Origin of the sequence: Pseudonocardia parietis (assembly GCF_017876315.1) — a bacterium.
GTDB lineage: Bacteria > Actinomycetota > Actinomycetes > Mycobacteriales > Pseudonocardiaceae > Pseudonocardia > Pseudonocardia parietis.
In genome coordinates, this window is record NZ_JAGINU010000001.1 from 5,746,714 (window position 1) to 5,771,459 (window position 24,746).

Below are 24,746 nucleotides of genomic sequence, written 5' to 3' on the forward strand. Positions count from 1 at the left end.
TCCATCACCGTAAGACTCGGATGACGAAAGTGTCAAATATCTTCACGGCCCACGGCGCTGCGGCTACATCGACCTTCCCCGCCGGGCGCAGGAGCAACGCCACAGGGTTTGGCGCGACCGTCACCCTGGCGCGCGTTCGCACTGATCGGAGACCTTACGACGCCCGCCGCCGACGGAGGCCTCGACTCCGCTCCTCCACCACCGCACGAAAGACATCCGGCCTGGTCCGCCCGGCTGACGCTGCCGTCAACTATGCTGGGTGCGGCCCTCCGGTCGGCGACGCCGTCCGAGCGCCCGTACGCTCTGTCCGCACACGACCTGGAGTACATGATCGACGAGGCGAGCACCGTGGCCCCCGAGGCACACGGCACGACGGATCCGTCGCCGGACGATGGCGGGCTCGGGGAGCGTGCTGCCCGCACGCGCAGCCTGATCCTCAAGGCTGCGCAGCAGCTGTTCCTCGACCGCGGCTACTCCGGCACCCGGATCAACAACATCACCGACGCCTGCGGCATCTCCCGGGCCGGCTTCTACACCTACTTCAAGGACAAGCGCGAGGTCTTCAACCTGCTCGGGGAGGAGTCCTACCGCGACATCCTCGCCACCGTGACCCGCTGGGACGACATCCCGCACCCGGCGTCACGGGCGGACGTGGAGCGCTGGGTCACCGAGTACTTCGCCTTCATGGACGTGCACGGCGCCTTCATCTTCTCCTCCGCCCAGTCCGCACCGCCGGACGAGGACTTCCGCGAGAGCAGCAAGCGGCTGCAGATGCGGGTCGCGTGGCTGCTCGGGGTCAACCTGCGGAACCGGCAGACCGAGCCCACCGAGGCACCGGAGGCGCTCGGCCTCGCCGTCATGGCGATGCTCGACCTGTCCTGGTACCAGAGCCGGGTCCAGCGGCTCCCGGTCGACGACGGGGACATGATCGCCACGGTGGCGGCGATGATCAGGTCCACCATCCGGACGAACGACTGACGGGCGGCGGCCGACGAGGCCGCCGCCCGCCGGGTCACCCGGCCTGCGGGGCCACTCCGGCCCCGCCGTGCGTGCCGGCCGCGCTCATGGTGCCGGCGGGCCGAAACGCCGCCGCAGTTCTGCCTTGGCGATCTTCGCGAGTCCGGTGCGGGGCAGGGAGTCCACCACCTCGAGCCGCTCGGGCAGCTTCTGCCGCATCAAGCCCTGGCCGAGTAGCCACTCGTTCAGCTCGGTCAGCTCCGGGAGGTCGCCGCTCGTCACGGGGACCACGACGGCGCAGACGAGCTCACCCCGGACGGCGTCGGGCAGGCCGATCACCGCGGCCTCCGCCACCCCGGGGTTGCGGGCGAGCAGCATCTCGATCTCCTGCGGAGCGATGTTCTCGCCCTTACGGATGATCATGTCCTTGAGCCGGCCGACGACCTCGATGTGGTCGGGCCCGACCATCCGGCCGAGATCACCCGTCCGGAACCAGCCGTCGTCGGTGAAGGCCGCCGCGGACTCGGCCTCGGCGGTGTAGCCGTGACACACGCAGTCCCCGCTGACCTGGACCTCGCCGGATTCGTGCAGTGCGACGGTCTTGCCGTCGGCATCGACGATCCGTACCCGGTTGCCGGGCAGGACCCGCCCGTCGGTCGCGTCGAGGATGTCCGGCGGGTCGAGCGGGGAGGCCACCGCGAGCATCGGCACCTCGGTCATCCCGTAGTCGTGCGCGAGCGTCGCGTGGAGCTCGTCGCGGACCGCCCTGGACAGCTCGGGCGGGCACGGTGCGCCACCGCCCTTCAGCGTGCGCAGGTCGGGCAGCAGGGGCCCGTCCCCGGCTGCTGCCCGCGACATGGCCAGGAGCGCGCTGTAGAAGGGCGGGGCGCCGCCCGTCGTCGTGACCCGGTGCCGGCGGAACAGGGCGACCGCCTCGTCGGGGACGAACGCCTCGAGCAGTAACAGCGGGTAGCCGCCGGCGAGCGCCGCGATCAGGTACTGGATGCCGCCGACGTGCGCGACCGGGAAGGCCATCGCGCCCACCTCCCCCGGTTCCGCACCGAGGCGGCCCACGCCGGCGAAGCCGAGGCCGGCGCTGAGCAGGGTCCGGTCGGTGTGCCGGGCGCCCTTGGGCGCACCGGTGGAACCGGAGGTGAAGTACACCCAGGCGACGTCGTCCGGGTTCGCGTCCGACGCCGGCCCGGCCGGCTCCGCCTGCGGGGCCTGGTGGCCGATCGTCAGCGTCCAGGGTGCGGGACCCCCTCCGGGCGCGAGCTCCGCCGCCATCCGCGCGTAGTCGAAGTTCTGCCAGACGCCGGGTACCAGGAAGAACTCGGCGTCGACGGCGGCGAGCGCGGCGGAGACCTCCCGCTGCCGGTAGATCGGTATGACCGGTGCCTGGACGGCGCCGACCAGGCGCAGGCCCAGCATCACCAGGACGGTGCTGATCCTGGTCGGGAGCTGCCAGGCGACCCGGGTGCCGGCGCCGATCCCCTCGGCCGCCAGCGCCGAGGCCGCCCGAGCCGCGCCGTCCGCGACCTCTCGGCACGTCAGCACGGCGCCGTCCGCGTCGAGCAGGAGCGGCGCATCCGGGGTGAGCTCCGCGCGGCGCCGCAGCAACTCGTCGATCGTCGGAGCCCGCAGCAGCCACGGGTGATCCGTGGAGCCGGCGGGCGGCCGGTGGCCCGGGTCTTCGCTGAGGGACGAGGTCACGTCGAGGGCCATTCTCGGTCTCCTGGGAATCGGCGCCCGTCCTCCCCCGAGAGGCCGGTGCGGCGTGGTGGGCGTCGTCCGGCCGGGCGGCCACGTCGACGACCTGCGGGGCGTACGAATGGCTCGGGACGGTGCCGGCGCCGGACGGGCTCGCACCGCCCGCCCGGCCCGGCACCGCCGCCGAGCGGTGCGGGTGGTCAGAGGTGGTAGCGGCTGACCAGGTCGGCGACGCAGGCGGGCTTGTCGCCACCCTCGACCTCGACGACGGTCCTGGTGACCATCTGTACGGCGTCCTCGCCGATCCGCTCGAGGTCGACCATCGTGGTCCGGGCCCGGACGCGGCTGCCCTCGCGCACCGCGGAGGGGAAGCGGACCTTGTTCAGGCCGTAGTTGACCCCCATCCGGGCGCCCTCGATGCGGCGCAGCGAGCTCACGAAACGCGGGATCAGCGACAGCGTCAGGAAGCCGTGTGCCACCGTCGCCCCGAACGGGCCGTCCGCGGCACGCTCGGGGTCCACGTGGATCCACTGGTGGTCCTCGGTCACGTCGGCGAACCCGTCGATCCGGTCCTGGGTGACCGTGAACCAGTCCGTCGGCCCGAGCTCCTGGCCGACCGCCTTCTCCAGCTCGGCGATCGAGCGGTAGACCTCCATCGGTCCTCCTTCTCCCGTCGGATGCGGCAGGGTCATCTCGTGCTGATCACCATGGCGCCGGCGACGGGACCGCCGCCGACGCCCACGGCGGCGATCTCCGGATGTAGCGGGGCCTGCCGCTCCCCCGCCTCGCCCCAGAGCTGGACGCACGCCTCGTGCAGGAACCCCAGGCCGTGCAACCGGCCCGCGGACAGCTGGCCGCCGCTCGTGTTGAGCGGGAGCTCCCCGTCGAGGGCGATCCGATGGCCGCCCTCGACGAAGTCGCCGACCTTGCCCCGCTCGCAGAACCCGAGGGCCTCCAGCCAGATGACGGTCAGGAAGCTGACGCCGTCGTACAGCTGGGCCAGGTCGACGTCGGCGGGACGCAGGTCGGTCCGTTCCCACAGGGTCTGCGCGGCGTCGTGGGCCGCCATCGTGGTCAGGTCGGTCCGCTGGTCCCAGGTGGCGCGTTCGAAGATCCCGGTGCCGGCGGACTCGACCGTCAGCGGATGGCGACGCAACCCCGTCGCCGCCTCGCGCCGCGACACGACGACGGCCGTCGCCCCGTCGCACGGGACGTCGCAGTCGTACAGGCAGAGCGGCTCGGAGATCATCCGCGCATCGAGGTACTCCTCCAACTCGAGCGGCTCCCGGAAGATCGCATCCGGGTTCAGCGTGGCGTTGCCGCGCGCGTTGACGGCGATCGCGCCGAGCTGCTCGCGGGTCAGCCCGTGGTCGTGCATGTACCGCTGTGCCGGCATCGCGAGCCAGTTGGTCGCCGACGGCGCACCGAAGGGCGCCATGTACTCGAGGTGGGCGGGCGCACGCCCCGAGCCGACGAGCACCGACGCGCGCCCCGCCGACCCCTGCGCCGTCGACTCCCACACCGACCGGAACACCAGGACGTGCTCGGCGAACCCGAGGCTGACCGCCATGCACGCCTCGATGACCGGGCCGATCTGCCCGGCCGTCTCCATCCCGGACATGTACCAGCGGCTGCGCAGGCCCAGGGCGTTGCGCAGGTCGTGCACGCCCGCCCCGGAGAAGCCCCGGTCCGGCACCCCGGGGCCCGGGTAGCTCGCGACGCCGTCGATGTCGTCCGGGGTCAGCCCGGCGTCGGAGATCGCGCGCAGGCAGGCCTCGACGGTGAGGGACAGGCCCGACCGCCCGAGCTTGCGGCCGATCCGGGACTTGCCCGCGCCGGTGAGCACCGCGCGGCCCTCGAACGGGCCACCGCGGGTCATCGGACGCCTCCGACCGGGCGGAACAGCGGGATCCACACGTCGTCCCACTGCTCGAAGAACACGTCCACGGTCAACCCGACGTGGACGTCCTCCGGCGCGACGTCCACGACGTTGCTGACGAGGCGGACGTCGGGCTCGTCGGCGAGCTCGATCATCGCCACGACGTAGGGCGGCGGGTACGCCGGGATCCACGGCTGGCGGTTGATCGTGAAGGCCGCCACCCGGCCCCGCCCGGATGCGGGCTCGGGCCCGACGTCCAGGCTGCGGCACCGGAAGCACACCGGGGCCGGCGGGTGGAACCACCGGGTACACGACCGGCAGCGGTGGACGAGCAGGTCGCCGTTCGCGCCCCCGGTCCAGAAGGGCTCGGACTCCGGCGTCGGATCGGGCAGCAGCCGGGTCCCGGGCCTGGTGTAGGCGGCCGTCACCGGGTCAGCCCTTCTCGCTGGACAGGACGGTGACGGCGGAGACCGCGGTCGGTCCCCCGATGTTGTGCGCGAGGGCGTTGCGGGCCCCGTCGACCTGGTTGGCCGCCTGGCCCCGGAGCTGCTCGAACAGCTCCACGCACTGCGCGACGCCCGTCGCGCCCGGCGGGTGCCCCTTCGCCTTCAGGCCGCCGCTGGGGTTCACCGGCTTGCTGCCGCCGACGGCGGTCGTGCCGTTCTCGATCAGCGTGTACGCCTCGAACCTCTCGACGAACCCGAGGTCCTCGTAGCTGATCAGCTCGACCCCGGTGAAGCAGTCGTGCACCTCGGCGACGTCGATGTCCTCCGGACCGAGCCCGGCCATGGCATACGCCGCGCGGGAGGCCTTGACCGTCGGCGGGAACGTCGTCATGTCCTTCTTGTGCTGGTGCATGACCCGGTCGAGGCCCAGCCCCACGCCGCGGACCCAGACCGGCCGGTCGGTGTAGCGGTCGACGACGTCCTCGGCCACGAGCAGCAGCGCCGCGGCCCCGTCGCTCTGCGGGGTGCAGTCGTAGAGCCCGAACGGGGCCACCACGATCGGCGCATCGAGCGCCTGCTGCAGCGTGATCTCGTACCGCAGCTGCGCCTTCGGGTTCGGCACCGCGTGCTTGTGGTTCTTCACCGCCACCATCGCGAGGTGCTCCCTGGTCGCGGGCGACTCGTGCAGGTACCGGGCGACGTGCAGCGCGAAGTTGGCCGGGGCAATGAGGCCCAGCGGGTAGTCCCAGGCCATGTCCCGGGTCAGCCCGGCCCACTCCCAGAACGTGCCCCGCGCCGACGACTCGCGGACCTTGTCCGCCCCGACGACGAGGGCGACGTCCACGGCGCCGGACGCGACGGCGTAGGTCGCGTTGCGCACCGCGTCGTTCCCGGTCGCGCACGCGTTCTCGACCCTGGTGACGGGGATGTCGAGCAGGCCGCAGGTGTCGGCGAGGATGCCGGACGGGAAGCCGTCGGTCGTGGTCAGCTCACCGAACCAGGCCGCCTCGATGTCGGCGCGGTCGAGCCCCTTGTCCACATGAGCGGCCATCTCGGAGACGGCCATCGGCACGAGTTCCTTGATCCCGAGACCGAAGTGCTCGGCGAACGGCGTCATACCGGCCCCGGCGATCGCGACGCGTCTCATCGGGCGGCTCCTTCACGCTGGCCGGCGTCCGCCGGGCGAGGGTCGGGGAAGAGCGCGTACCCGTAGTCCGGGATCCCGGAGCGGACCGCGACCCGGCGCAGCACGAGCCGGCCGCGGTCCCCGATCTCGGTGGTGCCGGCCGGCACGCCGGTGACCTTCACCAGGGCGCGGACGTCGACGCCGTCGAGCTCGACGATGGCGAGGGAGTACGGCGTGGGGAGGCCCGGGACGGGCACGTGCACCGTCACGCCGGTGTACACGGCACCGGTCCGGGGCAACGGCGCCGACGACCAGCCCGCCTCCGAGCCGCACCCCAGGCAGCGGAACCGAGGGGGCATGGCCAAGGTGCCGCACGCGTCGCACCGACCCGCCTCCCAGCGCAGCTTCGCGTCGAAGGCCCGCTCGTAGGCGGCCAGCGAGATCGCGATCTCCGGGCCCGGGTTGTCGACGGTGCGCTGCGGTGCCCTGACCGCGGGCTCGTCGCGGCGGACCGCGGGCACGCCGCCGATCCGGATCGCGGTCGCCGAGGCCTGCTCGACGGCGAGGACCAGGCCGCCCGTGCCGACCTGCTCCAGGCCCGCGAGGGCGAACAGGGCGGCGCTCGCCCCGAGGGTCGGCAGCCGGGGCGCCTGGCCGACGGAGAGCGCCGCGGCCTGCTTGGCGGCGAGCCCCGCCACCGCGACCGGTTTGTCGCTCAGCTCGAGGGCCTCGACCGCAGGCCCCAGGCCACGCTCGCGCTGCAGCCGCGGATCGGCGTAGTCCCGAGCGGGCCCCCCGTCCACCCGGCTCTGCACGGGGAGGCTGCGGACCACCCGGTCGACCAGCTCGATCGGCACGCCGGTGTCCCCGACCAGTGCCGCCGCGGCGCCCGCCGGCGCCCCGGCCTGCGCGTCCGCGGCTACGACGAGCGTGCCCGGGGCCGCGCCGGCGAGCGCGTCGAGGACCGCGGGCGCCCCGCCGACCTGCTCGGTCACCGGGACGTCGTCCGGCAGCCCGATCCCGGCCAGCAGGGCGGCGGCGTTGCCGCCGACGAGCAACGGCAGCTCCCGCGTCACGAACACCACGGCTCGGACCTGCGGTCCCGCCTCGCCCAGGGCTGCGCGCCCGGCGGCGACGGCCAGCGTCACCGCGTCCTCGTCGGGCCCTGTGGTCCGCCCGCGCCCGTCTCCCCAGGGCGGCAGGTAGGTGCCGACCGCGGCGAGCGCCCTCGATCCGGACATCGTCGTCGTCTCCGCTCCTCGTGTGGTCAGGACATCCGCAGGCCGGCGGGGCCCGGCGGGGTGATCCCCATGACGGGAGCGCCCGTTCGCTCCTTCGCCGGTCGGGCCGTCAGGAGCCAACCGAGATCGACCGTAGAGCGACTTGACATTTTCGTCAAACATCTCTGTGATGTGCCCAGTGGCGCTCGCAAGCGCGGGTTCTCGCGCTGCTCCACACGGGCCTCGAGGCGTAGCCGGTGATGTTGACGTCCCTGTCGAGACCCGGTCGTCCTGCGAGGTCGCGCCCAGTGAACGGCCGGTCGAGCCCGGCCCCGGAGTAGGAGTGGCAGTGGCAGCAGAGCCGTCAACGCAGACCACGAGCGACTCGACCGGCTCGGGGGGACCCTTCGCCCCCGAGCTGCTCGTCGAGAGCAAGGGGGCGGTGCGCATCGTGACCCTCAACCGTCCGGACGCCATGAACGCGACCAACGAGGCGCTCCACGAGTCCCTGATCGCCGTCTGGGCGCACCTGGCCAAGGACCCGGATGCCCGCGCGGTCGTGTTGACCGGCGCCGGCCGCGCCTTCAGCGCAGGCGGGGACTTCGACCACTTCGTCGAGCTGTGGGACGACAAGGTCTTGCGCCGCAAGGAGATCGACGGCGCCCGCCGGCTGCTCACCGAGATGATCGAGTTCCCGCTCCCGGTCGTCGCCGCGGTCAACGGCGCCGCGGTCGGGCTCGGCTGCAACCTCGCCGTCTGCAGCGACATCGTGCTCATCGCCGAGGATGCGTTCATCGCCGACCCGCACGTCGGCGTCGGCCTCACCGCGGCCGACGGAGGCGCGCCGACGTGGCCGCTCCTCATGGGGATGTTGCGCGCCAAGGAGTACCTGTTCACCAGCGAGCGCATCCCCGCCGACCAGGCGGTCGTCCTGGGCCTCGCCAACCGGGTCGTCCCGGGCGACCAGCTCCTCGACCAGGCGATCGCGCTCGCCGAGAAGCTCGCAGCCCAGCCACCGCAGGCCGTGCAGAGCACCAAGCGCGCACTGAACATGCACATCAAGCGCGCCGTCGCCGGAGTCCTGGAGTACGCGCTGCACGAGGAGTTCCACTCCTTCGACACCCCGGAGCACCAGGCTGTGGTCAACGGCTTCCTCGCCCGTTCGCGTGCGCGGACGGAGAAGGCCGCGCGGACGACGTCGTGACCGGGACAGTCGCACCGCCCGCCCCCGGCCCGACGACCCTGGCCTCGGACCCGGAGGCGTATCGCGCGGCGCTGCGCGCCTACCTCGGCAGCGACGCGTCACTCGATCGCTGGCGGAACCGTCACCACCGGACGACCGAGGAGCGGATCACCGAGCACGCCGTCCTCATGTCCGGTCTGCACCGCGGGCGCTGGAACCGCTACGGCTGGCCCGCCGACGCCGGCGGGCTCGGTGGGGACGAGCGGCACCGCGCGATCCTCTACGACGAGCTCAGCGCGGCGGGCCTCCCGGTCCCCGAGCCGCACCTGATGCTCGAGACCCTCGGGCCGCCCCTGGTCCGGTTCGCCCCCGAGCTGGCCGCGGAGCTGCTGCCCCGCTACCTGCGCGGTGACGAGTGGTGGGGCCAGGGCTTCTCCGAACCCGAGGCGGGGAGCGATCTCGCCGCCCTGCGGTGCCGGGCCCGCCGCGACGGGGAGGACTACGTGGTGTCCGGGCAGAAGCTCTGGACCAGCCACGGCGCGACCGCGACCCGCCTGATGTGCCTCGTCCGGACGGGGACCGCCGAGAGCCGGCACCGGGGGCTCACCATGCTCCTGATCGACGCCGACACCCCGGGGGTGTCCGTCCGTCCCCTCGCCCTCGCCAGCGGCCACAACGAACTGGCCGAGGTCTTCTTCGACGACGCCCGGGTGCCGGCACGGCGCGCGGTCGGCGAGGAGGGCGGGGGCTGGACCGTCGCGATGTACCTGCTCCAGTTCGAACGGGCGATGTACGCGTGGCTCAGCTCCACGACCGCCCTCCGCCGCCTGCGCGAGCTGCGCGAGCAGGTGGGCGCCCGGTCGACGCACGACGGCGACGCCGTCCGGTTCGCCGAGGTCTACGCGGACATCGTCGCGTTGCGGGCGCGCAGCGCCGAGACCGTGCGGCGACTGGCCTCGGGCGCGACGGTGGGGCCGGAGGCGAGCATCGACAAGGTCCTGCTCGCCACGGCCGAGACCGGTCTGCACGATCTCGCCCGCGAGCTCCTCGGAGGTGACTTCATCCTCTCCGCCGAGACGCACGCGGCGCAGTGGCGGGCGGACTGGTGGTACAGCCGGGCCTCGACGATCATGGGCGGCTCGGCCGAGGTGCAGCGGACGATCCTCGCCGACCACGTGCTCGGCCTGCCCAAGGAGACGAGCGCATGACGACGACCTCCCTCGACGCCGCCACCCTCGATCTCCTCACCGGGTCCGTGCGCGAGCTGTTCGCCGCGCTCCCGCCCGGCGGGGACCTCGGTCCGGCCCTCGACGAGCTCGGCTGGGCCGAGGTGGCCGCCGAGGACCCGGCCACCGCGACGACCCTGCTGTTCACCGAGCAGGGACGCTCACTGGCCTGCACCCGGGCGCTCGACGCCGTCCTGCTCGCCGAGCTCGACCCCGTGCTCCCCCCGGCGAGGGGCACCCGGGCGGTGCTGCTCCCCACCCCGGCGGACGGGGACGAGCCGAGCAGGCACGGCAGCACCCTGACCGGGGTGTTGTTGGCCCCGCCGGGCACCGTCGACGAGATCGTCGTCGCCACCACCCACGACACCGACGGCGAGCGATCCGTCCAGCTCGACGTCCACCCCGCGCCGGTCCTCGCGCCCCTCGCCCACCCCGTGCAGGGATTCGACACGGCCGGGTGGGTCACGGTGTCCGGGGCACGGCCGTCCTCGCCCCACGAGCGGATCCCGGCCGGGACCGCCTGGACGGCGGCGGCCGCGGCCGCGCAGCGCGCCCTCGCCGCGGAGATCCTCGGCACCTGCGACGCCGCACTGCAGATCGCCGTCCGGCACACCTCCGACCGCCGGCAGTTCGGCAGGCCGATCGCGGAGTTCCAGGCCGTGCGGCATCGGCTCGCCGAAGGCCTCGTCGCGCTGGAGGGGGCGCGCGGCGTGCTCCGGTCGGCGTGGGAGGTGGCCGACGACCCCGGTGGGGCGATGTGGGCCGCCGCCCTGGCCAAATTGCAGGCAGGCCGCGCCCAGGCCCGGATCATGCGGGACGTCGTCCAGGTGCACGGCGCCATGGGCGTCTCCCGGGAGGGTTCCGTGCACCGCTACGTCTCCCGTGCGGGCGCACTCGACGTGCTGCTGGGCGGTCGCCGCCTGCTCGCCGAGTCGATGGGGACGGCGATGCTCCTCGGCGCCGGCATCGACCCCGTCGCCCGGCTCTAGGAGAGGTGGACCGATGCCGAGTGAGATGGACGAGTTCGTCGCGGCGGCCCGCGAGTTCCTCGAGGCGAACGCCACCCGACGCACCAGCTCCGCGGACCTGCCCGAATGGGGTGTCGGCGAGGACCGGATCACCTACTTCAGCACGGACCCGCCCGAGGTCGACGCGGCCAAGGTCGCCGAGTCCCGGGCGTGGCAGAGGACGCGCTACGAGAACGGGTTCGGCTGGGTGACCGGGCCGCGGGCCTACGGCGGACGCGAGCTGAGCACCCTGCACGACCTGGTCTACGACGGGCTCGAGGCCGAGTACGACGTCCCGGATACCGGGGTGCTGTCCCTGATCGGGCTCGGCATGATCGGGCCGACGATCCTGACCCACGCCCGCGACCACATCAAGGACCGGTACCTGCCGGCGATGTACCGCGGGGACGCGATCGCGTGCCAGCTCTTCAGCGAGCCGTCCGCGGGATCGGACCTCGCGAGCGTCGAGACCCGCGCGGTCCGCGACGGCGACGACTGGGTCGTCGACGGCCAGAAGGTGTGGACCTCCGTCGCCCAGCACGCCCAGATCGGCCTGTGCCTGTGCCGCACGAACCCGGACCTGCCGAAGCACAAGGGCATCACGGCCCTGCTGGTGGACATGTCGACGCCGGGGGTCGAGGTCCGCCCACTGCGCCAGATGAGCGGCGGGGCGGACTTCAACGAGGTCTTCCTCACCGGCGTCCGCGTTCCCGACGACCACCGCCTCGGCGACGTCGACGGCGGGTGGCGGGTCGCCCTGACCACCCTGATGAACGAGCGGGCCACGGTCGGCGGGGAGGGCGCCGGGCCGGCGGCCCGGGCCCTGTCGCTGCCGTTCCTGACCGAGCTGCTCCGCGCCAACGGCCGGCTCGACGACGGTGCCGCGCGGCGACGGCTGGCCGAGCTCTACGCGGACCAGGCGGCCACCGAGTACCTCAACCACCAGGCGATCCGCAAGCTCCGTGCCGGTACCCAGCCGGGCCCCGAGGCCTCGGTCTCCAAGCTCATGTACGCCCGGAACCTCACCCGGGGTGCCCACTTCGCCGCCGAGGTCGTCGGCCCAAGGTTGATCGCCGACACCGGCGAGTGGGGCACCTACTCCTGGACCGAACTGCTGCTCTCCACCCCCGCGCTGCGGATCCTGGGGGGCACCGAGGAGATCATGAAGAACATCCTGGCCGAGCGGATTCTCGGCCTGCCCAAGGAACCCGGCATCGACTCGACGTCGCCCTTCCGCGAGCTCCGCCGGTCCGGGACGACCGGCTCGTGAACGGCACCGGAACGGGGACGGCCGCGCCGTCCGAGACCGAGCTCGCCGAGCTCCGCGCGGCGGTCCGGGGCTTCCTCGCGGCCAAGTCCGACGAGCACGCCGTCCGCACCGCCATGGGGTCGGAGCGCGGCCACGACGAGAAGGTCTGGCGGCAGATGGCCGATCAGCTGGGCCTGCAGGCGCTGATCGTGCCGGTCGAGCACCGCGGGGACGGGCTAGGGCTGGTCGAGCTGGGCGTCGTCCTGGAGGAGATGGGTGAGGCCCTGCTGCCCTCGCCGTTCCTGTCCACGGTGGTCCTCGCCGCCACGGCGGTCGTGGCGTCCGGGGACGTCGCGACGGCGGAGCGGCTCCTGCCCGCTATCGCCGCCGGAACCCTGACGGCGACGCTCGCCGTTCCCGATCACGCCGGGAGCTGGGACGTCGGGGCCGGCCTCCGCGTCACCGCCACCGGTGGCCGTACCGGAGCCGTCCTCGACGGCATCGCGCCGATCGTCCTGGACGGGGCGACCGCGGACGTCGTCCTCGTCGTCGCCGACGGTCCGGACGGACCCGCACTGCACGTGATCGACGGCGACGCCCCGGGCCTGGCACGGACGCCGCTGCGCACCCTCGACCCGACGCGCCGGATGGCCCGGCTCGACCTGGACGGGGTCCACGCCGAGCCGGTGGGCGACCCCGCGTCCCTCCCAGCCGTCCTGGACCGCGTCCTGGACGTCGCGACGGCGGCTCTCGCCGCCGAGCAGGTCGGCGGGGCACGCGCCTGCCTCGCCGCCAGCGCCCGCTACGCGACCGAGCGCATGCAGTTCGGCAGACCCATCGGCACCTTCCAGGCCGTCAAGCACAAGTGCGCGGACATGTTCACCCGGGTGCAGGTCGCCGACGCCGCGGCCCGGGAGGCCGCACGGGCCGTCGACGGGATCGAGGGCGCGCCGGCCGCCGGCATCGCCGCCGCCGTCGCCCACTCCGTGTGCTCCGAGGCGTTCATGGCGGTGGCGGCCGAGAACATCCAGGTGCACGGTGGGATCGGGTTCACCTGGGAGCACCCGGCGCACCTGTACTACCGCAGGGCCAAGGCGTCCCAGCTGCTCTTCGGCGGCCCCGCCGTCTACCACGAGCGGCTCCTGACGCGGGTGGGCGTGTGAGCGAGTCGCGCTCCAAGACCGCGCGAGTCGCGATGTGGAACCAGGCAAGTCGCGATCTGGAGCCCCGCCAGCCGTCTGGCTCACAAGGCGGCCGCGCTGCTCCCTTACGCGGCGCGGCCGGCTCCACCGCGCGACTCGCCCGGCCCACGCCGACTCCGTCGGAACCGCCGTCGCCGCGACTGAGCTCCGCCCGGACGGACCGGACGCGGCATCGGGCACCGGCGAGCTGCTCGTCCGGGGCCCCGGCTGACCAGCGGTTACCGGAACCGGCCCGAGGACACGGCCCGCGCTCTCCCGGGCGGCTGGCACACCGGCGACCTCGTGCGGGTCGACGACGCCGGGCGCGCCCACCTGCTCTTCCTGGACCAGGGATACGCCGGGGCCCGCATCGGCGACATCACGGACCGGTGCGGGATCTCCCGCACCGGCTCCTACACCTGCTTCCGCGGCAAGCGGGAGGTGTTTCGACGCGCTGAGGCCGAGCGCCTTCCGCGAGGTGCGGCCATACACGACGACGACCTGGTGCACACGCTGACCAGGTTCGTCGTCGGCATGCTCGACGCCGGCCGCCCGCCGGTCGGGCGGTGACCGCCCGTCACGCGGACGGTCGGACCGGCTCCCGCGGCAGCCCGAGCACCCGCTCCGCCAGGATGTTGCGCTGGATCTCGCTGGTGCCGCCGAGGATCGTCTGCGCGTGCCCGACAAGCATCCGGTGCACGAGCGGCTCGTCGTCCTCCGACCAGACCGCGTCCGGCCCGAGCGCCTCGACGCCCAGGTCGCCGATGTCGCGCTGCGTCTCGGACGTCAGCAGCTTCAGGACCGAGAACGACGGGGCGCCCGGTTCGGCACCCTCGGCGATCGCCCGTTCCCACGTCGCGCGCAGCTGCCAGACGCGGATCCACAGCTCGACGACCCTGCCGCGCAGGTGCTCGTCGAGCCGGTTCCGCTGCCGGGCCGCGGCCACGAGGTCGTCGAGGGCGCGGAACATCCCGACCGCGTTGGCGCCGAGGGAGAGGCGCTCCCGGCCCAGCGTCGCCGTCGCCACCCGCCAGCCCTGGCCCTCCTCGCCGACCAGAGCGTCCGGGGCGAGCTCGACCCCGGAGAGGAACACCTCGTTGAACTTGCTCTCGCCGTCCATCTGGCGCAACGGGCGCACCAGGACCCCCGGCGCGTCCATCGGCACGACGAACACCGAGAGGCCGCCGTGGCCGGGACCGCCGGTCCTGGCCAGCAGCAGCCCGAATTCGGCCCCGTCGCCGCCGCTGGTCCACACCTTCTGCCCGTCGACCCGCCACCGGCCGTCGTCGCCCCGCACCGCCCGCGTCCGCACCGCGGCCAGGTCCGAACCCGCGTCCGGCTCGGAGAACAGCTGGCACCACATGTCGTCACCGGTGAGGATCCGCGGCAGGAACCGCTCGCGCTGCGCGTCCGAGCCGAAGGCCATCAGCACCGGGCCGACGAGGTCCGGGCCGACGATGTTGAGCTGGCGGGGTACGCCCGCGTGCGCCGCCTCCTCCGCGAACGCCGCCTGCTCGGCCACGTCCGCGTCACGCCCGCCCCACCGCGTCGGCCAGTGCAGGCAGGCGTAGCCGGCCGCGGCGAGGGTCTGCTGCCAGGCGCGGCCCGCCGGGACGTCCTGCGCGGTGGGTGTCGGGCCGTAGTCGCGCAGCCCGTCCGGCTTCGCCACGGAGGCGAGCCAGGACCGAGCCTCGGCCCGGAACACCGCCGCCGTCGAGGGATCCCCGCCGCTCATGTCGACAGGATCGTCACGGCGGCGGTTCCCGGCGCGCCGTAGAGCTGGGCGTAGCCAACCCGGGCCCGCTCCACCTGCCGGTCACCGGCCCGGCCGCGCAGCTGGTTGGCGAGCTCGTAGATCTGGCGGAGCCCGGAGGCACCGACGGGCTCGCCGTTGGCGATCAGCCCGCCGTCGGTGTTGACCGGGAGCCTGCCGCCGATCTCCGTGTCGCCGTCGGCGAGCAGCTTCTCCTGCTCGCCGTCCTTGCAGAACCCGTTCTCCGCCATGTGGATGATCTCCGACCCGGCGTCGGTGTCCTGCAGCTGGACGACGTCGACGTCGTCCGGGCCCAGTCCGGCGCGCTCGAAGGCCGCCCGCGACGCGAACACCGTCGGGCTCGGCGCCGACTCGATCGGCAGCGACGGGCTCAGCAGCTCGAACGCGCCCTCGCGCCGCGAGAACAGGGTGCTCGCCCTCAGGTGGATCGGGGTGCTCGTGTACTTGTGGGCCTGGTCCGCCCGGCACAGGACGACGGCGGCCGCGCCCTCGTCCGGACCGCAGTACATGAACTGCCGCAACGGGTAGTTCAGGACCGGTGACGCCAGGATCTCCTCCGGGGTGAGCACCTTGCGCCGCCAGGCGTTCGGGTTGGCGGCCCCGTTGCGGAACGCCTTCGCCGCCGCCCGGGCCAGGGCCAGGTGGGAGATCCCGTGGTCGTGCATGTACCGGTTGATCTTCATCCCGAAGAAGTGCGTGGTGAGGAAGAGCCCCGCCTCGCCGTACCACGACGGCAGCCCGGACACCGACGGATGGTCGGAGAAGGCGCCGCGCGGGTGCTTGTCGAGGCCGACCGCGACGGTGACGTCGTGCTCGCCCAGCCGGATCGCGTCGGCCGCCATCGCGAGCGACGTCGCGCCCGTGGCGCAGCCGGTGAACACGGCCCGGCCCGGGATCCCGGTCAGGCCCAGCAGTCCGACGATCGCCTCGGGGTTCTTGACCTCCATGCTCCCGGCGTAGAGGGCCTGGACGTCGGGCCACTGCACCCCGGCGTCGCCGAGGGCCTCGATGACGGCGTCCTCGCCCATCTCGAGGGCCGACTTGCCGGGATAGCGCCCGAAGGGGTGCAGACCAACACCGATGATCGCGACGTCACCGCTGGTCATCTTCGTCTCCTTCCGGGACCGGGGCGAAGGCGTAGAGCAGGGTCTGGTTCCCGTCGGCGTCGACGCCGAACGGCTCGACGACGAGTTCCATCTCCTGGCCGATGAAGAGCTTCTCGGGGTCGGCCTCGGTGAGCCGCGCCTCGATCCGCAGCGCCCCCTCGAGCTCGACGTAGCCCACGGCGAACGGCTGGAACGTCTCCGGCGTGTCGTCGCCGGTGTACGGGGGTGCCGGTGGCCGGAACCGCTGCGTGGTGAAGGTCCACAGCCTCCCGCGGCGGGGCAGCTCGACCTGTTCGAGCTCCTCGCGGACGCCTCCGACGAGCCGGTGGGTGCGGTAGGGGAAGACCAGCTTCCCGTCCGACGAGCGGCCGGCGATCAGCGCCGGCCGCTCGGCCGGCCAGGTGAAGAGGCCCTCCGCCAGGGGTACCTGCGCGGTCATCACATGTGTCCTTCCTCGGGTTCGGTGCCGGGTCCGGCGCCGAGCACCGGCGCGAGCTCCCCGACCAGCGTGCGGTGCTCCTGCGACGTCCCGAACAGCGCGGCCGCGCCGCGAGAGCGCTTGACGTGCAGATGTGCCGGGTGTTCCCAGGTGTAGCCGATGCCGCCGTGCACCTGGACGGTGTCCGAGGCGCACCGGACGTAGGCGTCCGTACAGACGGCGTGGGCGATGTGCGCGACCAGGGTCAGGTCGGTGGCGTCGGCGTCGGCCGCCTGCACGGCCTTCCATGCGACCGACCGCGCGCCCTCGACGGCGACGAGCATGTCCGCGCACCGGTGCTTGACCGCCTGGAACGAGCCGATCGGACGGCCGAACTGCACGCGTGTCCGGGCGTGCTCGACGGCGAGCTCCAGCGAACGGGCGGCCCCGCCGACCTGTTCGCACGCGAGCAGTGCGGCGGCGCGGGGAACCGCGTCCGCCACGATCGCGGGGCCCGCGTCCGGTGCCCCCACGGCGACCGCCGGGGCCCCGGCGAGGGTGACCCGGGCGATGCGCCGGGTGAGGTCGGACGTGCGCGGCGCGACGATCTCGACACCCGGGGCCGGCAGCTCGACGGCGAAGAGCCCGGTACCGGAGTCCGTGCGTGCCACCACGAGCAGCAGGCCGGCGTCGCCCGCGTCGAGGACGTGCGGCTCGATCCCGGACAGCTGCCAGCCCCGGCCGGAACGGGTCGCCCGGACGCGCGTGTAGTCGGCACCGCGACGCTCGCCGGTCAGGGCCGCGGTCGCGACGAGCCTGCCCGCGGCGATCTCGGGCAGCCATCGGGCCGCCGCGTCGGTGTCGCCGGACGCCAGGAGCGTCGGGACCGCGAGCCCGACCGTCGCGAGGTAGGGCGCGCATACGAGGGCCCGGCCCAGCTCCTCGAACACGACACCCTGCTCGACGTAGCCGGCCCCGGCGCCGCCGTACTCCTCCGGGATCGCCAGCCCCTGCAGCCCGATGCCCTCGGCCATGTGGAGCCAGAGGGCTGGGTCGTGGCCCCGGTCGCTCTCCATGGTGGCGCGTACGACGGCCTCCGGTGACTCCTTCTCCACGAAGGCCCGGACGGCGTTCCGCAGCTCACGCTGCTCGGCGGTGACTCCGGCACTCACGCTCCACCGTGCCCTTCTTCATCGTCGAACTGTCGTCGGTAGGACGGCACCGGAGAGGGATCTCTCGTCGATGACGACCGACCTCGGGACGGAGGGGACTCAGACGTGCTGCCCCGCGGGCACTGCTGCTACCGGCGGACCTCCGGCCGGGAGGATCGCCACGGCGGCGCCCGCCGCGGCGAACCGCCGGGCCACAGCGGCCCCGATCCCGCGGCTCGCAGCGGTGACGAGGGCGGTCCGGCCGTCGAGGACCTGCTCCGTCACAGGATCGCCCCGCTCTCCTTCAGGGCGATGATCTTGTCGTGGTCGTACCCGGCCTCGAGCAGGACGGCGTCGGTGTGCTCGCCGTGCTCGGGGGCGCGCCGGGAGGCGTTGGGCCGCTCGTCGAACTGGACGGGGCTGTCCACCAGCGCGAACGCCGTGCCGTCGTCCGTCCGGAGCCGCGGCAGGTACCCGTTCGCGACGACCTGCGGGTCGTCGTGGACCTCGCGGGCGTCGCGCAGGACGTCCCACACGCCGTCGAAGCCGCGCAGCTGCTCCTCCCAGTGCACGAGCGGCTGCGACTCGAACGTGGAGCGCAGCTCCGCGATGCACTCGCGGCGGTTGCCGAACCGGGCCCGGGCATCGCCGAAGCGCTCGTCGGTGATCAGGTCCGGGCGGCCGATCCGGGCGCAGAGATCCGGCCAGAACCGGTCGGCCTGCAACAGGACGAACGAGAGGAACCTGCCGTCCGCGGTGCGGTAGAGGTTCGCGACGGGGTTCGGCATGTCCTCGAGATCGAACTTCGGGACCGGGCGGCCGATGATCCCGGCCGCGACGACGTCCGGCGAGAGCTGCCAGAGCGCGGAGCCGAGCAGCGAGACGTCGACGACCGCCGGCTCGCCCGTCCGCTCGCGGCGCAGGAGTGCGCCGACGACGCCGGAGGCGATCGCGAACCCGCCGAACAGGTCGCCGAACGCCGGCCGCTGGGCGGGCGGGAAGTCTCCGCCCGACGGCGCGTAGGCGTCGCCGATCCCGCCGCGCGACCAGTAGGCCGCCAGGTCGAAGCCGCCTCGTTCGGCCTCGTCCCCCTTCGAGCCGTAACCGTGCCCGCGGCCGTAGACGATCCGGGGGTTGCGAGCCCGGATGTCCTCGACGTCGACGCCCAGCCGCCGGCGCGAGTCCGGCAGCAGGTTCGTGATGAAGACGTCCGCGGACTCGACGAGCGTGTACAGCACCTCGAGGCCGTCCGGGTTCGCGACGTCGACACCGACGCTGCGCTTGCCGCGGTTCGGCTGCTCGACGAAGTGGTTCACCGCGCCGGCTCCGGCGACGACGCCCGAGCTGATCAGCCCGCGCTGGGGGTCGCCGGTCTCCGGGTGCTCGATCTTGATCACGTCGGCACCCCAGTCCGCGAGGACGGCGCCCGCCGAGGGGACGAACGTCCACGCGGCGAGTTCGACGACGCGGATGCCATCCAGGATCGGGGAGTTCTGCTTCGTCACGGCTTCGGTGGTCATGGCTCCACACCCCTCGTCACAGCGCTGTGCGAATCGTCGCCTGTCTTGTCTGACGTTTCCGCCAGGCAACCCCATGCCTGCGCGAGCTCCGCCACCGACGTCACCGTGGCGAGCATGGACATGGTGTTGCGGAGGACCTGCTCGCCGTAGGCGGCCGGGGTCCCCGCGACCGCGTCCCGCGGCACGAGGACGCGGAATCCGTTGTGGACGGCCTCCCCCGCGGCCAGGGGGAGGGCGACGTTGAGCGACACGCCGGCGAGGACGACCGAGCGCCGGCCCAGCCCGCGCAGCACCGGGAACAGCTCGGTGCCGGAGCCGGGACACAGCCCGTGGTGCCGTGGGATCACCAGGTCGTCCGGGTGGCGCAACCCGGGGAGGATCTCGGTGGAGTGGCTCCCCGGCGCCCAGGCGCGGGTGGTCGGGCCGAGCAGGCGCCACAGCGGGGCGGTCCCGTGGTCGACCGCACCGTACGAACCCTCGTACGTCGCGTGCACGACGACGGCGCCGGCCGCCCGCGCGACGTCGGCCAGCCGCGCGACCGCGTCCGGCAGACCCGGCGAGGCGTCGCGGAGATCCGGCAGGACCGACCCCTCGCCCAGCACGCCTTGCTGGCACTCCACGAGGACGACGGCCGTCTCGGCCGCGGCGGGCACCCTCCCGGCGCTCACCGGCGTCCCCGACCCACCACGCCGGCGCACACGTACCGGCCGACGGCCGTGGGGTGGCCGAGGCGGTCGTCGGCCGCCCGGGCGGGGGCGGCGGGGGCGGCGGGGGCGCGGCGGAGCTCGGGGGAGCCGATCCAGGTCGGGTACCGCTCGAGAGCCCGCGACGGCGTCCGGAAGGTGGTCTGCATGGCGTCCTGTCTGCTGGCTGCGGCCGGGGCATCGGGCGGCGGCGGGACCGCGGCTCGCCGTCGTGGTCCCGTTCCGGCCGACGGCCCGGGCACCGGGTCGGGCGGCGTCGGCCTGTGCGCCTTTCGGGGCGCGAGGCGGTACGCTAACGCTGATTTGACAATTCCGTCAAGTAGTCGGCGGGCCGGTGGTCGAGCATCCGTCGGCACCGCGCCTCCGGCCCCGCTGATCACCGACCCGTGGGAGCGACGATGCCCTCCCCCGACCTGACGCTCAGCGACATGCTCCGCGCCGACGCGACACGGGTCCCCGGCGTACGTCGAGGGCGGGGCGGCGATCACCCACGCCGAGCTCCTCGCCCGGGCGGGTCGTCTGCTCGGCGCCCTGGCGCGCCGCGGCGCCCGCCGACAGGACCGGATCGCGGTCCTCGGCCGTGGCATCCGGCTGGTCCGCCGTCGGCTGGTCCGCCGACCCGCTCCCACACCTGCCGCGATCGGGCCGATGAGTGGGGCGACACCGCGTCGTTCCCGTTGTGCGGCGAACACCAACCGGTCCAGAAGTCTGTACCCGCGGCACGGTGGCTACCGATATCGGCCCTCATACCGTCCTGTATCGAGCCACGACCCCTACGACCCCGGGGCCGACCCCCGGATCCGAGCCTGGGACCGACCCCGAGAGCGACACGCTCACCAGCATCCGCGGCCTGCGACACCACCCGGCGGGAGATCGCAGCCCGCAACGCCGACGCAGTACGCAACCCGGACCTGATCTTCCCGGGTCAGCGCCTCGTCCTCTGAGCCACGGTGACACGCCACCACGGCAAGCACAGGAAGAAGGGCCGCCCGGTTCGGCGGCGGCTCCTACAGGCATCGGCACTCGGAGCAGCGGTCGTCACGGTGGCCGCCGCTCTGCGGGCGCCGAGAACACGGCGGCACGGCGACGGACGCTGGGGAGCATCCGTTCGCCGTGTCGCCGTCGTCCAACTGGGAGATCCAGCCGGCGGCGTCGGCCGCAGCTCTGCCCGACCTGGCAGCAGCGGCGTCCGCCGGCTCCGGCGGTCGTGGTGGCACGCACTCGATTGCCGGGCCGCGGCTCGCCGGGCCCCTCGGCACGGGCGCGTGGATCACCGTTGAGCCGGGGACTTCGACGTCGATGCCGGTGCAGGTCCAGGTGTCGAAGGCGTCGAAGGTGCCGGTGATGGGCCGGCCCGGGTAGAGGTCGCCGATCCAGACCCGCATGTCGGTGAGGTCGTAGCTCATGCCGCACCCGCTGCGGCGCGGCCGTCGCGTCCTGCCCGGTGATCGGCGTTCCGGACGCGCGTTCGGGCGGAGCGGTGTGCGCGGTGATCGTCCCGGTGCCGGGGCCACCGGGACCGCCGACCAGATCCGTTCCCGCACCAGGTCGTCGACCGCGGGGTACAAGACGCCCCGGAGGGCCGAGCTCGTCGACGAGCTTCCGGTCCTGGCCACGGGCAAGGTCGACGAGAAGGCATCGTCGAGCAGTACCCGCTAGCCCTCCGTGCGCCGGTGCGCTGGTCCGCCGACGGAGCCTGATCAGGCTCCGACACCCCGTGCGGCGTGCCCCGGGCCCGCCTCCGGGTAGAAGCGGCCGGTCCATCGGCGCAGCTTGCGGAACCCCGCGCCCTCCGACGTCGCGAGCCCGGGCGGATCCAGGTAGATCTGGTGGTTCCAGATGTCGAGGTCCTCCGGCAGGGCGCGCATGATCTCGTCGAGCCGGCGCCGCCGGTCACCGGCGGCTGCCCCCGGCAGGTCCTGGAGCCAGTAGGTCCCGAACACCTCGGTGGTCTCGTCGTCGACCGGGGTGGTCGAGATGAGCATGACGCGCCAACCGTCGGGTGTCTGCTCCGCGTTGTAGGCGAAGCCGATCCCGACCCAGTGGATCGTGATCGTGTTGCGGCGGTCCCCGGGACGGTCGATCCCGTCGGCCCACCGGCGGCCGAAACCCGCCACGCTGTGCCAGGTGTGGTCGGTGACCTCCTCCCGGAGGATCACCGGGCTCCTCGCGGTCCCGTGGACGAAGCGGAAGTGGTGGATGTCGACGGCGTTCTCGACGACGTACTGCGGGTGCACCTGCATGCCGGTGAAGTGCGAGGTGCCGTCGGGCAATGCCGGCTGCAGCATTATCCCGCGCAGGTCGTCGCAGATCTCGGTCACCTCCGGGACGTCGAAGTACGGCGGCCGCCCCAGCTCGTCGTGCCAGAGGAACAACACCTCGTTGCGCTCCACCACCGACCACGAACGGATGCGGCGGGCGGTGTTCGTCCGGTCCTGATAGGGGATGGCGGTGTTGCGTCCCTCGGCGTCCCAGGTCCAGCCGTGGAACGGGCACTGGAGTCCGTCGACGGTGACGCTGCCCCCGTACGCGAGGTTGGCCCCGAGGTGGCGGCAGTACGCATCGAGCACGTGGACCGTGCCCTCCAGATCGCGCCACGCGACGAGGTCCTGACCGAAGTACCGCAGCGGGACGGCTCCACCACTCGGAACGGTGGACGACCACCCGATCTGGAACCACCCCGTCGGACGCATGCTCAAGGTCGTTCGCACAGCTGCCCCTTCTCGTGACGAATCCATCAGTAGAGATTAGACTAGTTGACGTTCTCGTCGAGCAAGACCGTTCGTGAGCCGAACGAACCTCGGTGTGCACCGGGAACAGCCTCAGCAAACCTATTGGCGAAACTGTCAACTCCCGGCTACCGTCGGCGCATGATCGAGGCGATGCGGAGCTCTGCGGAACGTCGTCGGAGGGCCGGATGAACGCCCCCACCGGTTCCGCGGTCGGGCTCGCCCCACCGGTCCAGCACGCCCACTCGACGATGCACTGCAACCTCAACACGCTCGACGGTCCGCGGGCGGTCGCGTTCTACATGGCGGCGTTCGGGGTCGAGCCCCGGATGCGGTCCGTGGAGGATTCCGGGGACGCCACCGCAATGGGCCTGGGATCCGACACGGCCAGCATCACCACGTTCCTGTACGACCGGCGCGGCCCCCGGGCCGCGCCCGCACTCGAGCTCGTCGACTGGTCGCGGCCCGCCACGTCCCGGCCGCGGCCGGGCCAGGCTCCGTCGGGCTTCACCGCCATCGGTTACCGCGTACCCTCGCTGGGCCGGCTCGGCGCGCGGCTCACGGCTCTGGGTCATCCGGCGACCGGAGAGTCGAAGGGCCTGAACGTGCGCGGGCGCACGCTGCCGGGCCTGCACACCACCGACCCGGACGGCGTCCGGGTCGAGGTCGTGGAGGTGCCGCCGGTAGCCGGCGATCCGCAGGCCGACGGCATCCTCTCGCACGCGCGCATGATGTGCACCGATCTCGACCGCACGCTCGGCTGGTACGCCTCGATCGGCTGGACCGAACGGGCGCGGGGGCAGGACGGCGGTGGCGCGTGGGCCTCGCTCGTGCTGCCCGAGGATCCGACGTTCTCGCTGGAGTTCACCGAGGATCCCGGCCGCGGCGACGGCGCGAGCCGGCCGGCGAACACCCAGGGGCTCTACCGGATGGCCCTCGCCGTCGACGACGTGCGCGCCGCCGCCGCGGCACTGGCGGCCGACGGCAGGTGCGGGGAGGTACCGGAACCGGTGACTATTCCGATGCCCGACACCCCGACCGGCGGCTTCACCGTCCTGTTCCTCGCCGACCCGGACGGGGCCGTCGTCGAGTTGGCGGAACGTCCGCGCTCGCAGGTGCGACGCCCCTCCGCTCCGGCCTGAAAGCGGGGCGCCGGCCGGTCCCGCATCCGACTGACGGCCGTCTCGACAGCCCCTCCCATGCCGGCATCGGCAGGGCCGAGGCGCGAGGTAGTAGGCTCCGGGCCCGGCGACGGCCGGCTGGCCCGGGCCGTACCGGTGTTCAAGGAGCACACGTGGATCCCTCCGGGGCGGAGCGACCGCGCAACCGCCGTGGTGAGGGCGAGCGCCTGCGGCACGAGGTGCTGGCCGCGGTCAACCGGTTGCTCGATCGCTGGGGCAGTGACGAGAAGCTCACGATGCGCGCCGTGGCCAAGGAGGTCGGCGTCTCGGCCCCCAGCATCTACCTGCACTTCGCCGACAAGACCGAGCTGGTGTGGGCGGCCCTGTCCGACAAGTACGCCCAGCTCGCCGACCGGATGCACGAGGCCGATCTCGCCGCACTGGGCGACGGTCCCCGCGCCCGGCTCGCCGCGCAGGCCCACGCCTACTGTGCCTTCGCCTTCGAGAACCCCGGGCACTACCGGCTGATGTACGAGGTCCGCCAGCCGGCGGCCGAGCTGGAGCGCATCGGCCAGCACCCGTCCCGTCGCGTCGGAGCGAGCTTCCGCACCGCGCTGGGGCGCTGCGCCGACGCGGGGCTGAGCCTGGCCCTGCCGCCGAACCAGGCCGCTCACACGTTGTGGGCGGCCCTGCACGGGTTCGTCTCGCTGCAGCACAGCCTCGCCCTGCCGACGCCGTTCGAGGCGACCACGGCCCTGGCCGACGGCCTGCTCGACGTACTCGTCGCCCGCGCCAGGGACACCCACCCTGCACACTCCGGCGACCTGCGACTCGAGCAGTACATGAACGAGATCATCACCGACGACGCGCACGAGCTCGCCGGGCCGGACCAGGTCGACGACGTCTGACCGCGCGGATCTCGCGCGCCGCCTCCCCGCTTCCGTTGCGTTGTGAAACAAATCGCACGCGTCCGCGCCCGCGACGGACAGGCCGGAAGGTTAGCGTTGGTCCTGGGTGAACTTAGTTAGGTGATCCCTGG

26 protein-coding genes are annotated in these 24,746 nt (G+C 73.3%); 11 read left to right on the forward strand and 15 right to left on the reverse strand.

The genetic code is table 11. From position 1 onward, the window contains the following. The first annotated feature begins 252 nt into the window (after positions 1-252). Positions 253-978 (forward strand): TetR/AcrR family transcriptional regulator, encoded by a 726-nt coding sequence (locus JOF36_RS26920; protein ID WP_210032210.1) that lies wholly within the window; start codon positions 253-255, stop codon positions 976-978. A gap of 84 nt (positions 979-1,062) precedes the next feature. Here JOF36_RS26920 and JOF36_RS26925 read toward each other — a convergent pair whose 3' ends face one another. The 6 genes from JOF36_RS26925 to JOF36_RS26950 all read right to left on the reverse strand — a co-directional run bounded on the left by JOF36_RS26925 (position 1,063) and on the right by JOF36_RS26950 (position 7,359). Further along, complete coding sequence (locus JOF36_RS26925; RefSeq protein WP_210032212.1) at positions 1,063-2,682, reverse strand: class I adenylate-forming enzyme family protein; 1,620 nt, start codon at positions 2,680-2,682, stop codon at positions 1,063-1,065. A gap of 185 nt (positions 2,683-2,867) precedes the next feature. Further along, a complete protein-coding gene (locus JOF36_RS26930) occupies positions 2,868-3,323 on the reverse strand; it encodes a MaoC family dehydratase (protein ID WP_210032214.1) in 456 nt (151 codons plus the stop codon). A gap of 32 nt (positions 3,324-3,355) precedes the next feature. Continuing rightward, positions 3,356-4,546, reverse strand: a complete 1,191-nt coding sequence (locus JOF36_RS26935; protein WP_210032216.1) for a thiolase family protein — start codon at positions 4,544-4,546, stop codon at positions 3,356-3,358. Continuing rightward, on the reverse strand, positions 4,543-4,974 hold the full coding sequence (locus tag JOF36_RS39460) for a Zn-ribbon domain-containing OB-fold protein (RefSeq protein ID WP_210032218.1): 432 nt from the start codon (positions 4,972-4,974) through the stop codon (positions 4,543-4,545). Before JOF36_RS39460 ends, JOF36_RS26935 begins: the two co-directional genes overlap by 4 nt. Before the next feature lie 4 nt (positions 4,975-4,978). Continuing rightward, a complete protein-coding gene (locus tag JOF36_RS26945; RefSeq protein WP_210032220.1) occupies positions 4,979-6,139 on the reverse strand; it encodes a thiolase C-terminal domain-containing protein in 1,161 nt (386 codons plus the stop codon). Next, positions 6,136-7,359, reverse strand: a complete 1,224-nt coding sequence (locus tag JOF36_RS26950) for a Zn-ribbon domain-containing OB-fold protein (RefSeq protein ID WP_210032222.1) — start codon at positions 7,357-7,359, stop codon at positions 6,136-6,138. The genes JOF36_RS26945 and JOF36_RS26950 overlap by 4 nt, the downstream gene beginning before the upstream one ends. Positions 7,360-7,687: 328 nt before the next feature. On the opposite strand from JOF36_RS26950, the gene JOF36_RS26955 reads away from it, so the two are divergent. From JOF36_RS26955 to JOF36_RS26980, 6 genes are all read left to right on the forward strand, one after another. Continuing rightward, entirely contained in the window at positions 7,688-8,542 is an 855-nt protein-coding gene (locus JOF36_RS26955) for an enoyl-CoA hydratase/isomerase family protein (RefSeq protein WP_307862615.1), read from the forward strand. After that, on the forward strand, positions 8,539-9,729 hold the full coding sequence (locus JOF36_RS26960) for an acyl-CoA dehydrogenase family protein (protein WP_210032226.1): 1,191 nt from the start codon (positions 8,539-8,541) through the stop codon (positions 9,727-9,729). Before JOF36_RS26955 ends, JOF36_RS26960 begins: the two co-directional genes overlap by 4 nt. Continuing rightward, a complete protein-coding gene (locus tag JOF36_RS26965; RefSeq protein WP_210032228.1) occupies positions 9,726-10,736 on the forward strand; it encodes an acyl-CoA dehydrogenase family protein in 1,011 nt (336 codons plus the stop codon). Before JOF36_RS26960 ends, JOF36_RS26965 begins: the two co-directional genes overlap by 4 nt. Before the next feature lie 13 nt (positions 10,737-10,749). After that, entirely contained in the window at positions 10,750-12,024 is a 1,275-nt protein-coding gene (locus JOF36_RS26970; RefSeq protein ID WP_210032230.1) for an acyl-CoA dehydrogenase family protein, read from the forward strand. Further along, positions 12,021-13,166 (forward strand): acyl-CoA dehydrogenase family protein, encoded by a 1,146-nt coding sequence (locus tag JOF36_RS41070; protein WP_210032232.1) that lies wholly within the window; start codon positions 12,021-12,023, stop codon positions 13,164-13,166. Before JOF36_RS26970 ends, JOF36_RS41070 begins: the two co-directional genes overlap by 4 nt. Before the next feature lie 321 nt (positions 13,167-13,487). Beyond that, the gene (locus JOF36_RS26980; RefSeq protein WP_210032240.1) at positions 13,488-13,754 is read left to right on the forward strand and encodes a TetR family transcriptional regulator; all 267 of its coding nucleotides are present in this window, start codon (positions 13,488-13,490) and stop codon (positions 13,752-13,754) included. A gap of 7 nt (positions 13,755-13,761) precedes the next feature. On the opposite strand, the gene JOF36_RS26985 is transcribed toward JOF36_RS26980, so the two are convergent. From JOF36_RS26985 to JOF36_RS27020, 8 genes are all read right to left on the reverse strand, one after another. After that, the gene (locus JOF36_RS26985) at positions 13,762-14,919 is read right to left on the reverse strand and encodes an acyl-CoA dehydrogenase family protein (protein WP_210032242.1); all 1,158 of its coding nucleotides are present in this window, start codon (positions 14,917-14,919) and stop codon (positions 13,762-13,764) included. Then, complete coding sequence (locus JOF36_RS26990; protein ID WP_210032244.1) at positions 14,916-16,064, reverse strand: thiolase family protein; 1,149 nt, start codon at positions 16,062-16,064, stop codon at positions 14,916-14,918. The genes JOF36_RS26985 and JOF36_RS26990 overlap by 4 nt, the downstream gene beginning before the upstream one ends. Then, positions 16,051-16,503 (reverse strand): Zn-ribbon domain-containing OB-fold protein, encoded by a 453-nt coding sequence (locus tag JOF36_RS26995; RefSeq protein ID WP_210032246.1) that lies wholly within the window; start codon positions 16,501-16,503, stop codon positions 16,051-16,053. Before JOF36_RS26995 ends, JOF36_RS26990 begins: the two co-directional genes overlap by 14 nt. Continuing rightward, positions 16,503-17,654 carry an acyl-CoA dehydrogenase family protein gene (locus JOF36_RS27000; protein WP_210032248.1) on the reverse strand — a complete coding sequence of 384 codons (1,152 nt, stop codon included), beginning with the start codon at positions 17,652-17,654 and terminating at the stop codon, positions 16,503-16,505. Before JOF36_RS27000 ends, JOF36_RS26995 begins: the two co-directional genes overlap by 1 nt. 99 nt (positions 17,655-17,753) lie before the next feature. Then, positions 17,754-17,918 (reverse strand): SDR family NAD(P)-dependent oxidoreductase, encoded by a 165-nt coding sequence (locus JOF36_RS40360; protein WP_210032250.1) that lies wholly within the window; start codon positions 17,916-17,918, stop codon positions 17,754-17,756. Further along, positions 17,915-19,153, reverse strand: a complete 1,239-nt coding sequence (locus JOF36_RS27010) for a CaiB/BaiF CoA transferase family protein (RefSeq protein ID WP_210032252.1) — start codon at positions 19,151-19,153, stop codon at positions 17,915-17,917. Before JOF36_RS27010 ends, JOF36_RS40360 begins: the two co-directional genes overlap by 4 nt. Then, the gene (locus JOF36_RS27015; RefSeq protein ID WP_210032254.1) at positions 19,150-19,821 is read right to left on the reverse strand and encodes an isochorismatase family protein; all 672 of its coding nucleotides are present in this window, start codon (positions 19,819-19,821) and stop codon (positions 19,150-19,152) included. Before JOF36_RS27015 ends, JOF36_RS27010 begins: the two co-directional genes overlap by 4 nt. Then, positions 19,818-20,006 carry a hypothetical protein gene (locus tag JOF36_RS27020; protein ID WP_210032255.1) on the reverse strand — a complete coding sequence of 63 codons (189 nt, stop codon included), beginning with the start codon at positions 20,004-20,006 and terminating at the stop codon, positions 19,818-19,820. The genes JOF36_RS27015 and JOF36_RS27020 overlap by 4 nt, the downstream gene beginning before the upstream one ends. A gap of 964 nt (positions 20,007-20,970) precedes the next feature. On the opposite strand from JOF36_RS27020, the gene JOF36_RS27025 reads away from it, so the two are divergent. Both JOF36_RS27025 and JOF36_RS27030 read left to right on the forward strand, forming a co-directional pair. After that, positions 20,971-21,219 (forward strand): hypothetical protein, encoded by a 249-nt coding sequence (locus tag JOF36_RS27025; RefSeq protein ID WP_210032258.1) that lies wholly within the window; start codon positions 20,971-20,973, stop codon positions 21,217-21,219. A gap of 42 nt (positions 21,220-21,261) precedes the next feature. After that, complete coding sequence (locus JOF36_RS27030) at positions 21,262-21,516, forward strand: hypothetical protein (protein ID WP_210032260.1); 255 nt, start codon at positions 21,262-21,264, stop codon at positions 21,514-21,516. 41 nt (positions 21,517-21,557) lie between these two features. Here JOF36_RS27030 and JOF36_RS27035 read toward each other — a convergent pair whose 3' ends face one another. Continuing rightward, positions 21,558-22,550, reverse strand: a complete 993-nt coding sequence (locus JOF36_RS27035) for a Rieske 2Fe-2S domain-containing protein (RefSeq protein WP_210032262.1) — start codon at positions 22,548-22,550, stop codon at positions 21,558-21,560. Between the two features lie 224 nt (positions 22,551-22,774). Between JOF36_RS27035 and JOF36_RS27040 the strand changes: the two genes are divergently transcribed. Then, on the forward strand, positions 22,775-23,728 hold the full coding sequence (locus tag JOF36_RS27040; protein WP_210032264.1) for a VOC family protein: 954 nt from the start codon (positions 22,775-22,777) through the stop codon (positions 23,726-23,728). A 152-nt stretch (positions 23,729-23,880) separates the two neighbouring features. Beyond that, on the forward strand, positions 23,881-24,615 hold the full coding sequence (locus JOF36_RS27045) for a TetR/AcrR family transcriptional regulator (RefSeq protein WP_210032266.1): 735 nt from the start codon (positions 23,881-23,883) through the stop codon (positions 24,613-24,615). The last annotated feature ends 131 nt before the right edge of the window (positions 24,616-24,746 follow it).